A 13,819-nucleotide genomic window follows, 5' to 3' on the forward strand; every position below is an offset into this window, starting at 1 on the left:
GTATAGAATCCTACTATGTGCCTTATGTAACTGCTAAGGAATTCTTAGAGGTAGGTCAGCAACTTTACGGTAATGCTTCCATGATGCTCACTGAAGATATGGAAAACATAGTAGTGGTAGCAAATGAACAAAGGAACTATCTATAGAATGGAGCTGTGCCATGGAAGAAAAGGAAGTAGCAAGGTATCTGGTCACAGCCGTAACTGGTCCAGACCTGAAAGATCCGAGATTTAGCGTTGTTCCGCTTTACAGTGACGGGAGTGTAGGAGAACCTATCCTCCCCTTTTGCAAAAAAGTAAAGGAAGTTGGCGCTGTAATTGGCGAATCTAGGTTTTTTGTAATTGTAGAGGATAACAACAAAGAAAGCATATACAGGGAATCCGAAAAACTTGTGGAAGGACTTGATGCGGTCTATAATGTTGGAATGATAAGGGGCGAGTCAGACGTAGCTGTAGTAAAATATAAGGGATCTGAGTTGATCATTGACGCAGACGGCAAAAGGGCTTCCAAAGATTATACTAGAGTGCATCAAATAGGTTATGTGAAAGGGAAATCCCCTTATGTTCTATTCGAAAATAACAACGTTAACATACTTGTAGATTTTCAAAACCACAAGAAAATACTAGAAGCACCTATTATATATCCACACGGTTTACCAGAGGGATCCAGTGACTACTTTGTCGCATCTTTGGAAAACCCTAAATCTTTTGTAATATACGATAAAAACTGCGTGCCTATTTCTGGCGACGTATATAAAGAAGTTCTTTTTGATGGTTTGTTAGAAGGAAAGGGCAACAGGTATATCGCTAAAACGGATGAAGGATGGGCTCTTTATGAGCTAGGTAAAGGTAGAATAAGCGATTTTTACGAAGGAATGAAGGCTTCAGGGGCTTTGTACGGTAAAAGCAATATACTGATTGTTAAAGAAATGGGAATGGAGTACATGGTTGATTATGAGAGCGGTAAAAAACTCTCTGGTAATTTCGATGAAATAGTGCCGTTTGGTCTCACTAACGGACAGTCTCCGTTTTTTATAGCAAAGAGAGATGGATACTATGCCATGTACGATAAAAACGGACAACAAATAACCAATTCCTACCAGTTAATGGCACCGTTTACGACTCTTAGAGAGTGGCAAGAACAAGCCCCAGAGGTTTTAAAAGAAGCTTTGAAAGCTCTTTCTATGCCGTTTAAAATACACGACAGTGATTCTGTTTATATACCTGTTTACGTATTAGCTGCAAAAGATGATAAACAGTTTCTTCTTTCTGAAAGCGGTGCTGTGTTGTTGCAAACCGATGGTAATGTAATTCAAGCAAATGTATTTTCAATGCCTAATTAATATCATTGTGTATAAGAAAGTTTTGTGATACAATAAAACTTACATTAAAATTTTAGATTCTTCCAAATGCCGCCTGCCTAGACATGGAAGAGTCTGACTTTTTGGCGGGTTATAAGTAGCTAGGCCTAAGCTTATTCAAGCTTAGATGTGGTTTTGGTATGATTTGCAAGTCTTTTACCTATTCTCTTCAGGATGTGGCTCATCAAGAGGTAATGAACCTTTATGTAAAAGCAAAGAACAATTATTGGATTCCAGAGGAGTATGACTTAGCTGAAGACAAGCATGAGTTTAACTCTAAGCTCAATGACACAGAAAGACACTATTTGCTATATACTATAGGCTTTTTCTCATCTGCAGAAGGTTGGGTTGGGCAAAACATACTTGAGTTATCAAAATCTCTAAGAAATACAGAAATGAGAATGTTCTTAGGCTATCAATTGATGGAAGAGATGAAGCATATAGACACTTTTAGATACATAATGGATGGACTCGGGCTTAATCCTAAAGATGTTTATGCGATGCACAGCACTGTTGAGGAGATAAAAAGGAAAGCTGATTTCGAAGTAAATAGGGCTTTAAAACTTTGTGAAGAACCATCAGAGGAGAACTTAATAGAAGACGTGTTTGTTTACTATGCAATACTAGAAGGCTTGTTCTTCTTCAGTGGTTTTGTTACTCCACTTGCTTTTGGAAGAAGAGGACTTTTGAAGAATACAGCAGCATTGGTAAGATGGATATTAAAAGATGAAACGAGACACTTAGCGTTTGGTATGTATTTGCTTAAATATTTACTGCAAGGTAAGAACTTAGCAGACTACGAGGAAAAATTTAGATCTCTAATGGAAGAAGCGGTTGAGATTGAAACAGATTACGCAAGAGTTGCTATGCCTAACAAAATTGTTGGGTTGTCTTTTGAAACTTACGTGTCTTATGTAAAGTATTTAGCAGATAGAAGAATGAGGGCTTTGGGATTTCGTCCAATATACGGACAGAGAAATCCTATGAAGTGGTTGACAACCCAAACAGACTTACCAGATTTAACAAACTTCTTTGAAGCTAAGGCAGATTATTAATTTTGGAGGTATAGATTATGTATGTAGTAAAACGCAACGGAACGCAACAGCTTTTTGATGCAGGTAAGATTAAGAGTGTTTTGCAAAGAGCGATTTCTTTGTTAGAGCCAGAGCAACAGAAGATATTTGAAGAAGAATACCTAATAGATGAGTTAGTAGAAGAGGTAGAAATCAGTATATCTGATGGTGCTGATACTAGTTCTGTATTCCAAGCACTTCTTCACGCTTTACTTGCTAGGGCTGTAGATGATCCTGTATACGATGACATAGCAAGAAACATTTTGCTTCAAAGAATATACAAGCAAGCTTTTGGCGGGATGTATTCGCCTAAGAAAGCTTACAAAGAGCTTTTTATAGACTATATAGACAACGCCGTAGAGCTTGGGCTTTTAGATGAAAAGCTAGCTTCTTACTATGACCTTGAAATGCTTGCTCTTGAGTTAGTGCCCAAAAGAGATCAGCTTCTAAAGTTTAACGGCCTTTACAACCTCATGGATAGATATCTCATAAAAGATTTAGATACTGGAAACATATTAGAGGCACCTCAATGGTTCTGGATGAGAGTGGCAATGGGCGTGGCTCTGGTAGAAAAAACTCCTGAAGATAGAAACCATTGGGCTATAGAGTTCTATCACATGATGTCAAGCATGGAGTTTATCCCATCCACTCCAACACTTTTTAACTCAGGCACAAGGTTTCCACAGCTTTCTTCTTGCTTTGTGGTGGATTTTGAAGACGATCTTTCTAAAATCTTTGAAACTGTAAAACAAGTAGGTATGCTAAACAAACACGCCGGAGGAGTTGGGCTACCTGCTACAAAGTTAAGAGCAAAAGACTCAATAATAAGAAGCATTCAAGGAAAATCTTCGGGTATAATACCGTTTTTAAAGATAATAGACGAGACGATAACAGCGGTATCTCAAGGCGGAAGAAGAAGGGGTTCTGCTTTGGCATCTTTAGAGCCTTGGCATCTTGATGTGTTTGATTTTGTAAGGACAAAAAGAAAATGGGGCGATGATTCCCAAAGGTTTAAGAACCTAAAAATTGCACTCTTCTTAAACGACGAGTTTATGAGAAGGGTAGAAGAAAATGGAGACTGGTATCTTTTTGACCCAGCAGACTGTCCAAAATTGGTTAGTACCTACGGCAAAAAGTTTTCTAGAGAATATTCAAAATGTATAAGAAAAGCCCTATCGGGAAAGATAAGGCATAAAAAGATAAAAGCTGTAGAGCTATTTAAAGAAGCCATAGAAAACACCATACAAACTGGAGAACCTTGGTACACATTCAAAGACCCCATCAACATAAGACATCCAAACAAACATACTGGGACAATCCTTACCACAAACCTATGCACAGAACAACTTTTGGTGTCCACCTACGATTCTATAGAGTCTTGCAACTTAGGTTCTTTGGTATTGCCTAAATTCTTAGATGACAAGTCTGCCACGGTTAACAAGTCTGCCACGGTTCAAAACAAGAATAACCTTGATTGGGAAAAGTTTAAAGCGGTTATAAGAAAAGCCATAAGATTTTTAGACAACGTCATAGATGCCAACTACTATGCATTGGAGGCTGTGGAAAAAGGCACAAAACAAAGCAGAAAAATAGGTCTTGGGTTTATGGGTTATCAGGATATGATAGAAAAGCTAAAGCTACCCGTAGACTCAAAAGAAGCTTTAAAGCTTTTAGACAAAATAGGAGAGACGATGTCTTACGTAGCTATAGAAACTTCCGTAGAGCTCGCCAAAGAAAGAGGCACTTATCCAAACTTTGAGGGCTCGGACTGGTCAAAGGGTATTTTACCTATAGATACCTTGGAGCACCTCTTTAGAGAAAGATTTTTAAATAGTGAGAGCTACGTAGATGAGGATATAGATTATAAAAAACTCGTTGATAAGTATGTAGGACTTGACAGTTACTCTACTCTTCAAGACTTCCCTATGTTTGATTGGGAAGAGCTTAGAGAAAAGGTAAAACAAGGCATAAGAAACGCTTGCCAGACAACGCTAGCACCTACTGCCACAATATCTATAATAGCTGGTACTTCTCAAAGCTTTGAACCTTATTACGCTTTGGTATACTCAAGGACAAACATAGCTGGAAGATTTTTAGAAGTAAACGAAAACTTTATAAACGACTTGAAAAGACTAGGCCTTTGGGATAAGCTAAGAGAAGATGTGCTCCTTCAACAAGGCTCTATTCAAGATATAAAAGAGATACCTCAAGAGATAAAAAATATATACAAAACCGCCTACGAAATAGACACAGAAGTCTATATAAAACAAGCGGCTGTGCTCCAGAAGTGGATTGATTCTTCTATATCAAGAAACCTTTACTTCAACACCAGAGACCCACAAAAGATAATGGAGATATACCTAAAAGCTTGGAAATATGGACTAAAAGCCACATACTACGCCTTTATGCCAGCAAAGATAAAAACAGAAGGAAAATACGTACACGAAGACTTGAAAGAACAACAATCACCTTCCGCCAAACAAGATATAGAACAACCAAAAGAAAGATCTAATCGTGGCACACCTGCTGATCGTGGTACACTTGTTGCACCAAAAGGTAACGGCAAAAAAGAAAAATCCAATACGCCTGAAATACTTCCCTTGGATGAAGTCATGAAACAAGAAGGATATTGCGAAGAGTGCGGAAACTAAATGAAAAAGCTGATAGCAATAATGGGCCTCGGCATTCTCTTCTTGCTGAGGCTCATTTTTAAATTTGACGAGAGAAACAAAATATAACTTTTTACTTTATTTATGCTATAATAATAACGCCGTGATTTTTTACGAAAAAGTTAGTAAAGACTTATGGAAGTTCTTAGAGGTTAGCTTCAGCGCTATATATATTGGTATATTCTTGGGATGTATAGCACTTTTTATAAAAGGAGATAACTATACAATAGCTTTCAGCACAGCCATAAAACACATAAGCTATTCGTTTTATATAGATAGATTATCTTTGTTTTTTATAGGTATTGTAGCTTTTAACGGTGCAATAAACAATATATACGCTTTAGATTACATAGAAGAGGAGAACTACGATAAAAAAATTTTAATAGGAATGTTAACAAACGTTTTCATACTATCTATGATATTAGTTTTAATGAGTGCAAACGTATTTACGTTCATATTGTCTTGGGAAATTATGAGTATACTTTCATTTTTCTTGGTATTGTGGGATTTTAAAAAAGAAGAAAATTATAAAGCCTCTTTAATATACATAGTAATGACACATATAGGAACAGCATTCATACTTCTTAGCTTTATAGGATTTTATATAAATACAAAGACTTTGGACTTTACTCACTGGCAAAATATATCCTTGAATCAGCGCTGGACGATATGGATATTCTTATTTTCAGTGCTTGGGTTTGGTATGAAAGCAGGCTTTTTAGGCCTTCACAACTGGTTGCCAAAAGCTCATCCCGTGGCGCCTTCTTTCGTTTCAGCGCTTATGTCTGGGCTCATGATAAAAATACCCATATACATGTTTATACGGTATTACTTTTACTTTATAAAGCAGTATCCAATAAGTTTTGGGCTTTTAATATTGATAATAGGCAGTGCAACGATGCTCTTCGGAATATTAAATGCCTCTATTCAAAACAGACTAAAAAGCATGCTGGCTTATTCTTCTATGGAAAACATAGGCATCATAGTTGTAGGCTTAGGACTCTCTATGATTTTTAAAAGCCTAAACACGGCATATATATATTCTTTGGCTTTAGCGGCTACTTTGTTTCACATACTAAATCATTCGCTGTTTAAATCTCTTTTGTTTATGAGCGCTGGTTCCGTCATAACAAAAACACACACTCAAGATATGTCCGAATTAGGCGGAGTAATAAAGCATGCACCCAAGTTAAGCGTAATAACCCTAATTGGCATACTTAGCCTTGTAGCAACACCACCCTTTAATGGGTTTATAAGCGAATGGCTTCTCTATCAAGGACTTCTTCTTTCTTTAAAAGTTAAAACTTCTTACGTATGGATAGTATCACCTATTGCGGCGTCTATTTTGGCACTAACAGGTGGCATAGCAATGTTAAGTTCGGTAAAGTACTTTGGTATAACGTTTTTAGGAAAACCAAGAAAAGATATAAAGATAAAATCCGATATAGGAAGCCTAAGCCTAATTTCTACTGGATTTTTGGCAATAGCTTGCATTTTTACAGGTATTTTGCCATTTTTTGTACTTTATTTTATAAACAACATAATACCCGTTCCTATATATGTAAGAGAGTTTTTTGAGATTAAAACCCCAGGAAATTTCGGTTCAATAGCACCGTTTTCAATAGGTATGCTAATTATTTTTGCGCTTTTATTAAGCATATATATAAACAAATACATATCAAAACACTCAGTCTATTATAAAACATGGGCGTGCGGACAAGAAAACGTACCAAGAAACGCCCAGTATAGCCCTGAAGGCTTTTCTCAGCCTATAAAAAAGATTACATCAAAGCTCTACAAAGACAAAATTGATATCTTTGACGCAATTTACAGTTATATAACCAAGAAGATGCTAGATAGTTTAGAAGCGCTAAAATATAAAGTCCAATCTGGCCTTATGCAAAGATACATCCTTTACATGGCACTTACGTTGATACTTTTAATGTGGCTTAGCAAGATCTATGGATAAGTTAATAGGTGTTTTACAACTTATGCTTTTTGTAGCTATTGCACCAGCAACAAAGGGTTTTATACACAAGTTAAAACTAAATCTAAGAGGCCAAAAAGGCCCATCTATAATGCAGCCTTACAAAGACATCTTTAAACTTTTGAAAAAAGAATCAATAATATCGCAAGATGCCTCTTTTATATCAAGGATAGCTCCTATTATAGTGCTGTTGGCTTTGATAGTTAATGCGTGTTTTATACCTGTGTTTAGCCCGCACACGCTGTTGTCTTTTACCGGCGATGTTATAGCGTTTATATACGTGTTCGGGCTTTCAACGTTTTTTATGGCTTTGTACGGTATGGACCAAGGTTCTGCTTTCGGAGGGCTAGGGTCCGCGAGAGAAATGACCATAGCATCTTTAGCAGAGCCTACTCTCATGATGATTATGTTTACCTTTTCTTTGGAGTACAATACCTCAAACATAAGTGAGATCTTCATAAGAGTTCACACCAGCTCTTTTAGCATACCAATAGCTTACGTATTTAGTCTTCTAGCGCTATTTTTTGTATCTATGGCTGAGAATGCAAGGATACCCTTCGATAATCCAGAGACACATTTGGAGCTTACAATGGTTCACGAAGCTATGATTTTGGAAGCCAGTGGTAAATACTTGGCTATATTTGAACTAAGCTCTTATATAAAACTACTTTTGTTTATAAGCATAGCCAGCAATATATTTTTACCGTTTTTATATTCTTCAAACATGCTCCTAAATATATTGTTTTACATATTAAAGGTTTTCTTATTTTCTATCCCTATATCTATAGTAGAACTTTCTATAGCAAAATTTAGGTTCTTTAGGATACCTGATCTTTTAATGATATCTTTTACATTGGCGGTATTGGGGTTTGTACTTTACTATGCTTAGGGAAAACTATGAATTTAAATATTAGTTTGAGCGAGTTTGTAGAATTTATGGCGGCCTTATCTTTGTTTTTTGCTATATTGCAGACTGCCAGCCATAGGCTTGATTTTGCCATAAAAACCTATACATTCCAATCTTTAGCACTAAGTATCACTATGTTTTTAAGCGTATTCTACTACTTTGATTATGAGCTCATAATATCGGCGGTTTTAACGCTTTTAATAAAAGCTATACTCATACCTAACGTTATGAAAAAAATTACGGAAAAAATAGTAGAAGACGAATCTGTGAAGCCCTTTATAAATTTCACGTATTCAATACTCATATGCGTCTTTATAGTCATATTCTCATTTTATACCATGAGCAACACATTTTACTCTGTGAGCAGTTCTTCTATGATGCAAAAGATACTGGCGATGGCTGTGGCAATAATATTTGTAGGTATTTTCCTCATGTTTGCTAGAAAAAAAGCGCTTATACAAGTTATAGGATTTTTAACGTTAGAAAACGGCATCATACTAGGAGCTACTTCCACCGTAAAGGGCTTACCGCTCATAGTAGAAGTGGGTGTATTCTTCGATGTGTTTGTAGGGGCTATCATGGCTGGCATACTTATTTTCCATATAAAAGATACGTTTGACAGCTTAGATACATCGAAACTATCGGATTTGAAAGAATGATTACACTGCTTTTGACAGAACTAATAGGCATAGTGATTTTACCGTTTTTGGAGTTTAACAAAAATAGATATATTCAAGCACTTTTACAATTTATAAATTTTGCGACATTTTTATACCTTTTTAAAAGCTTAAAGACAAATGGTCCTTACTATGGGACATACTTTATGTTAGATAGCATAAACCTAATACTAATAGGCATTGTAAGCACAATAGGTTTCCTTACCTATCTTTACAGTATAGGATATCTTGAGAAAGAAAAACAGCTAGAAGAAACAAAACTAAAAGAGTTTTATTTTTGGACAAACGCATTTATGTTCAGCATGTTTCTTTTAGTTATAACAAGCAATCTTGGTATTATGTGGGTAGCGATAGAAGCTACTACGCTATCTACTACATTTTTAATAAGCTTTTACAAAAATAAGACAGCCGTAGAAGCCGCTTGGAAGTATATAATGCTCTGCTCCTTAGGTATAGCGCTGGCGCTTTTTGGCATAATACTTATGTATTTCGGTGTAATAAATATAACTGGGGCAGGGCTTGGCTCTTTGAATTGGGAAAACATAATACAAGTGTCAACAAAGATAAACAAAGAGCTGTTAAAAATAAGCTTCATATTTGTATTGGTAGGCTTTGGTACAAAGATGGGTTTGGCCCCACTTCATTTCTGGCTGCCAGATGCACACTCCGAAGCACCAACTCCCATTAGCGCATTGATGTCCTCTGTGCTCTTAAGCTGCTCTTTTTACGTAATAATAAGGATATTTGGCATAGAAATACATGCTGGCCTTGGTAATTACATCTATCATACGTTGCTTTATATGGGACTATTTAGCATAATACTAGCAGCCGTATTCATACCAAGGTCAAAAGACTATAAAAGGCTTTTAGCCTACTCTACGATGGAACATATGGGTATATTGGCTTTTAGCGTAGGTATAGGCTCTTTTGAGGGCTTGTTTGCGAGCCTTTTGGGGCTTGTTGCACACGCTCTTACGAAAACTCTCATGTTTATGGGAAGTGGTTCTGTTTTGGTTAATTTTCATACTAAAAGCATAAAAGACATAAAAGGGCTCTTTGGTATACTTCCAATTACTGCATCTTTTATAGCACTTGGCGTTTTCGCTATAACGGGTGCGCCGCCGTTTTTACTTTTTGTATCTGAGTTTTTAACACTTTTATCGGCTTTTAAAGAAGGTTTTATATGGCAAGGGGCGTTGGTTTTGTTGGCATTCTCTCTAATATTTTTTGGATTTGTAGAAAGCTTTTTTGGTATGCTTACAAAAGAACCCACTTTTTCTGAGAAAAAAGAGCATGTTTTTATGCTTATACCTATGGGTATATTGCTTATTACCATAATGGGTTTTGGGCTCTTTTTGCCAAACGATATAAAAACCTTAATAGATAGCGCCGTCAATACAATAGGGGTAAAAAGATGAAGCACTATATAGAATCTCTTTTGCACTCCGATGATTATCAATTTTTAGGGGTGTTTGCAAGCGATAAGAAAAAAGAAATAGGGGTGTTTGTTTTAAGATATTTGTTTTACGATATTAAAAACCAAAAACTAAACACAGTTGAAATAAATACAGAAAAAGAGTTTCCACATATAGATATACCGGCACTTGATTGGTATGAAAGAGAAATCCACGACATGTTTGGGCTTGTTCCCGGACATCCAAACCTTAGACCTTTGATGCTTTTTCCAGAAAACTATCCTAAGGATTTCCATCCACTAAGAAAAGATGCAAATCTAAACATAGAATATAGGGGCTATGAAGAATATAGATATGAAAACTTTGAGCCAGAAGGTTCTTTTAAGATACTGGTGGGTCCAATACATGCAGGTATTATAGAACCAGGGCACTTTAGGTTTACGCTAAATGGGGAGCCGATATTAAAACTTGAAATAAGGCATTTTTACAAACATAAAGGTATAGAAAAGTTAGCAGAAGAAAAACCTGTAGAGTTTGGTTTAAAACTATCAGAAAGAATATCTGGTGATCATAGCATAGCACATTCTTTGGCTTTTGTAAAAGCAGTAGAAACAATATACGACATAGATATACCACCAAAAGCCATATATGTAAGAGCTATCTTGTTAGAGTTAGAAAGGCTGATGTGCAATCTAAACGACTTTGCTTTTATATTTCAAGATGTAGGATATAGCTTTGGCGCTCAGAAGGTTTTTGCTATAAAAGAGATGCTGATGAGGCTAAACGAAGCTTTAACAGGGAATAGATTTAACAGGGGCATCATAAAAATAGGTGGTGTTTCAAAAGAGCTTGATGTAAAACTTATAAAAGATAGTATAGAGCTTTTAAAAAAAGAGTATTTAAAATATAAAAAATTGTTTCTAAACTCCTCTACGATATTAGAAAGAACCGATACAACGGGAAAGATATCCTACGAAATAGCTAAAAAATACGCTGCCCTTGGATATGTAGCGAAAGCGAGCGGGTTGTACTTTGATACAAGAAAAGCATTTGAAAACAAGCTTTATGGGTCTTTGATAAAAGAGTTTAGACTTAAAAACGGCGATGTAACAGCAAGATTAAAAGTAAGATTTAACGACATAGAAGAAAGCTTTGACATAATAAAAACGTTTATATCAAATATGCCAGAGGGGAATATTTATAAAGAAGTAGATTTTAAAAATCCGCAACACTCTTACAGCTTTGGCTTTGAAGAAGGTCAAAGGGGCAACATAACCCATATGCTTGAGATAGAAAACGGCCTAATATCAAGATGGAAAATAAGAGACCCATCTTTTCACAACTGGCCCATTATACAAGAGGCGGTTTTAGGTGATATAATAGCGGATTTTCCGCTTATAAACAAAAGCCTAAACCTATCTTACGCTGGAAACGATTTGTGAGGTAATTATGTTTAACGTGATAAAGACTTTTTTAAAAGAAGGCATAAAAACAGAAGACATAAGCTCCTACAACGAAGATAATATAGTGATATATAAAAAACTACCAAAAATGTTAAAGGGTAGTTTAAACATAAGACATATAGATTGTGGTTCTTGCAACGCCTGTGAATATGAGTTAATCGCTTTGTCAAACATATTTTACGATATAGAAAGATTTGGTATAAGGTTTGTGGCTTCTCCAAAACATGCGGACGCTTTAACCATAACAGGACCGATAACAAGAAACATGTATAAACCGCTTTTAGATGCCATAGAAAACGTACCAACTCCAAAAGTTATAATAGCCATAGGAGATTGCGCCATGGACGGAGGTATATTCAAAGGAGCCTATGGCATAGTAGGTGGTCTAAAAGATATAAACATAGAACCAAACATCCTAATAAAAGGTTGCCCCCCAACTCCAAAAGACATAATAAATGGTATTTTAAAAGGGTTTGAAGACTAAAAACGTTTATAATACTTAAGATGAAAATAGGAATGTTTGACTCAGGAGTAGGTGGGCTTACTGTTTTAAAATCTGTAAGGGATGCTTTTGATAAAGTAGATATTGTATATCTTGGAGATACGGCCAGAGTCCCTTACGGCATAAAATCAAGAGAGACTATTATAACTTACGCAAAAGAAAGCGCAAACTTCCTGATAAATCAAAACGTGGATATGATACTGATAGCCTGCAACAGCGTAAGCGCCAATGCAATAGATGTCCTACAAGAAACGTTTGATATACCTATAGTGGGTGTTATAGAAGCAGGCGTTGAAGCTGCTCTTAAAAGCTCCAAAACAAAGCATGTAGGTATTATAGGCACATCAGCCACTATAAATAGCAACAAATATCAGGAGCGTTTAGAGGCTTTTAATATAAAAACCTATGGAAAAGCATGCCCTCTTTTTGTACCGATAGTAGAAGAAAAACTCATAAACACAGATATATCAAAAAAAGCTGTGGAGTTTTATCTAAAAGAGTTTAAAGACTTAAAAGATATAGATACAATAATTCTTGGATGCACCCATTATCCGCTTCTGGAACAAGATATAAGAGAGTTTTTACCGCATATAAACTTGGTGAGCTCTTCGGACGCAATAATATCTTATATAAAAGACATTGTCAAAAATGAAGGAGATGCCACCACAGAACTCTATTTTACAGACATATCAGAAAACACATCAAAACTTGTTGAGTATATAATGGGGAAAAAATACGATTTAAAGTATATAAATGTAGAATCTCTTTCTATCAACTGCTAACACCCTTTATATGCCTTCCGCCGTCTATTGGAAGTATAGCACCTGTTATAGAAGTTGTTTCCAAAAAAAGCTTCAAAACGCTGTATATATCCTCAAGGCTCACTTCCTTTTTTAAAGGTGTGTTTTGTATAACCTTTTGCCACTCGGTCTCTTCCATGTCCTCTGGTTTTAGCACGGGACCCAAAGCTAAAGCGTTTACCAAAACATGAGGTGCAAACTCCTTAGCAAGCGTTAAAACAGCCCCATGAAGCCCTGCTTTTGCCACAAAATAAGGCATATAGTCTTTGTAAGGTGTATGCATTATAGCCCAATCTCCAAAAGCCACAATTCTTCCCTTTACATGCCCCTCATTTTTCATCATCATCTTAAAAGCCTCAACACCAATATTTAAAAAAGCTTCCACTATAACGCTGTTGTAATATCTATACTCTTCTATACTAAAATTATTTATAGGTACCTTATAATAAGGAGATGCCATATGTATAAACGCCTCTATCTTACCAAACCTTTCAAACACGGCATCCACTACCCCAGAAGAGTCCTTCGACAAATCCTTTCTTATACAAAAAACTCCATCTATCTCATCACAAGGGTTTTTGCTGTTATAAACAACAGCTACATTCTTACCCTCTTTCAAAAGCCTCTTTGCCGCATAAAGTCCTATTCTTCTTGCTCCAGTAATTATAATAGCCATAACAATATAATATATACGTTGAGTGAGAAATTCATTTTTTAAACATCATATTGATTTCAAAAAGCCAAAATACGGTCAGAGTTATAATATTACCCACCACATTTTAGAAGCATATCCACCCATTCAGATCATTAAGCTTTATAGCAGGGTATTTAAGAAAATTCAAGTATTTACAGCAATGTTTTTGAAAGATGAAAAGTCAAAAGTTGTAAGAGATGAAGAATTATACAACAGTCCCATAATCCTATTACATGGGTATAGAAATCTGTTTCTTTAGAAAGGTTTCTAAC

Annotated in this window: 11 protein-coding genes; 10 read left to right on the forward strand and 1 reads right to left on the reverse strand. The window is 35.9% G+C overall.

From position 1 onward, the window contains the following. The first annotated feature begins 160 nt into the window (after positions 1–160). From ACP5S8_RS06315 to murI, 10 genes are all read left to right on the forward strand, one after another. On the forward strand, positions 161–1,342 hold the full coding sequence (locus tag ACP5S8_RS06315; protein WP_461876138.1) for a hypothetical protein: 1,182 nt from the start codon (positions 161–163) through the stop codon (positions 1,340–1,342). Positions 1,343–1,500: 158 nt separating this feature from the next. After that, positions 1,501–2,415, forward strand: a complete 915-nt coding sequence (locus ACP5S8_RS06320; RefSeq protein ID WP_461876139.1) for a ribonucleotide-diphosphate reductase subunit beta — start codon at positions 1,501–1,503, stop codon at positions 2,413–2,415. 17 nt (positions 2,416–2,432) lie between these two features. Beyond that, positions 2,433–5,084, forward strand: coding sequence for a ribonucleoside-diphosphate reductase subunit alpha (locus ACP5S8_RS06325; RefSeq protein WP_461876140.1), 2,652 nt, complete (start codon positions 2,433–2,435; stop codon positions 5,082–5,084). Positions 5,085–5,205: 121 nt separating this feature from the next. Next, a complete protein-coding gene (locus ACP5S8_RS06330) occupies positions 5,206–7,071 on the forward strand; it encodes a proton-conducting transporter transmembrane domain-containing protein (protein WP_461876141.1) in 1,866 nt (621 codons plus the stop codon). Next, positions 7,064–7,978 (forward strand): respiratory chain complex I subunit 1 family protein, encoded by a 915-nt coding sequence (locus tag ACP5S8_RS06335; protein ID WP_461876143.1) that lies wholly within the window; start codon positions 7,064–7,066, stop codon positions 7,976–7,978. The genes ACP5S8_RS06330 and ACP5S8_RS06335 overlap by 8 nt, the downstream gene beginning before the upstream one ends. Before the next feature lie 8 nt (positions 7,979–7,986). Beyond that, positions 7,987–8,655 carry a hydrogenase gene (locus ACP5S8_RS06340; protein WP_461871943.1) on the forward strand — a complete coding sequence of 223 codons (669 nt, stop codon included), beginning with the start codon at positions 7,987–7,989 and terminating at the stop codon, positions 8,653–8,655. After that, positions 8,652–10,091, forward strand: a complete 1,440-nt coding sequence (locus ACP5S8_RS06345; RefSeq protein WP_461876144.1) for a proton-conducting transporter transmembrane domain-containing protein — start codon at positions 8,652–8,654, stop codon at positions 10,089–10,091. The genes ACP5S8_RS06340 and ACP5S8_RS06345 overlap by 4 nt, the downstream gene beginning before the upstream one ends. Next, complete coding sequence (locus ACP5S8_RS06350) at positions 10,088–11,530, forward strand: hydrogenase large subunit (protein WP_461876145.1); 1,443 nt, start codon at positions 10,088–10,090, stop codon at positions 11,528–11,530. The genes ACP5S8_RS06345 and ACP5S8_RS06350 overlap by 4 nt, the downstream gene beginning before the upstream one ends. A 7-nt stretch (positions 11,531–11,537) precedes the next feature. After that, a complete protein-coding gene (locus ACP5S8_RS06355; protein ID WP_461876146.1) occupies positions 11,538–12,035 on the forward strand; it encodes an NADH-quinone oxidoreductase subunit B family protein in 498 nt (165 codons plus the stop codon). 20 nt (positions 12,036–12,055) lie between these two features. Then, complete coding sequence (murI, locus tag ACP5S8_RS06360; protein ID WP_461876147.1) at positions 12,056–12,835, forward strand: glutamate racemase; 780 nt, start codon at positions 12,056–12,058, stop codon at positions 12,833–12,835. Here the strand turns inward: murI and ACP5S8_RS06365 are convergent. After that, a complete protein-coding gene (locus tag ACP5S8_RS06365; RefSeq protein ID WP_461876148.1) occupies positions 12,825–13,529 on the reverse strand; it encodes an SDR family oxidoreductase in 705 nt (234 codons plus the stop codon). The genes murI and ACP5S8_RS06365 overlap by 11 nt on opposite strands. Positions 13,530–13,819: the final 290 nt, after the last annotated feature.

It is taken from the genome of Hydrogenobaculum sp. (genome assembly GCF_049967395.1).
Taxonomy (GTDB): domain Bacteria; phylum Aquificota; class Aquificia; order Aquificales; family Aquificaceae; genus Hydrogenobaculum.

What these genes read in the sequence shown, in the direction of transcription:
- ACP5S8_RS06345 (WP_461876144.1), top strand. Translation starts at nt 8,652, where the DNA reads ATGATTACACTGCTTTTGACAGAACTAATAGGCATAGTGATTTTACCG.
- ACP5S8_RS06365 (WP_461876148.1), bottom strand. Translation starts at nt 13,529, where the DNA reads ATGGCTATTATAATTACTGGAGCAAGAAGAATAGGACTTTATGCGGCA.
- ACP5S8_RS06315 (WP_461876138.1), top strand. Translation starts at nt 161, where the DNA reads ATGGAAGAAAAGGAAGTAGCAAGGTATCTGGTCACAGCCGTAACTGGT.
- ACP5S8_RS06355 (WP_461876146.1), top strand. Translation starts at nt 11,538, where the DNA reads ATGTTTAACGTGATAAAGACTTTTTTAAAAGAAGGCATAAAAACAGAA.
- ACP5S8_RS06350 (WP_461876145.1), top strand. Translation starts at nt 10,088, where the DNA reads ATGAAGCACTATATAGAATCTCTTTTGCACTCCGATGATTATCAATTT.
- ACP5S8_RS06335 (WP_461876143.1), top strand. Translation starts at nt 7,064, where the DNA reads ATGGATAAGTTAATAGGTGTTTTACAACTTATGCTTTTTGTAGCTATT.
- ACP5S8_RS06340 (WP_461871943.1), top strand. Translation starts at nt 7,987, where the DNA reads ATGAATTTAAATATTAGTTTGAGCGAGTTTGTAGAATTTATGGCGGCC.
- ACP5S8_RS06320 (WP_461876139.1), top strand. Translation starts at nt 1,501, where the DNA reads ATGATTTGCAAGTCTTTTACCTATTCTCTTCAGGATGTGGCTCATCAA.
- ACP5S8_RS06325 (WP_461876140.1), top strand. Translation starts at nt 2,433, where the DNA reads ATGTATGTAGTAAAACGCAACGGAACGCAACAGCTTTTTGATGCAGGT.
- murI (WP_461876147.1), top strand. Translation starts at nt 12,056, where the DNA reads ATGAAAATAGGAATGTTTGACTCAGGAGTAGGTGGGCTTACTGTTTTA.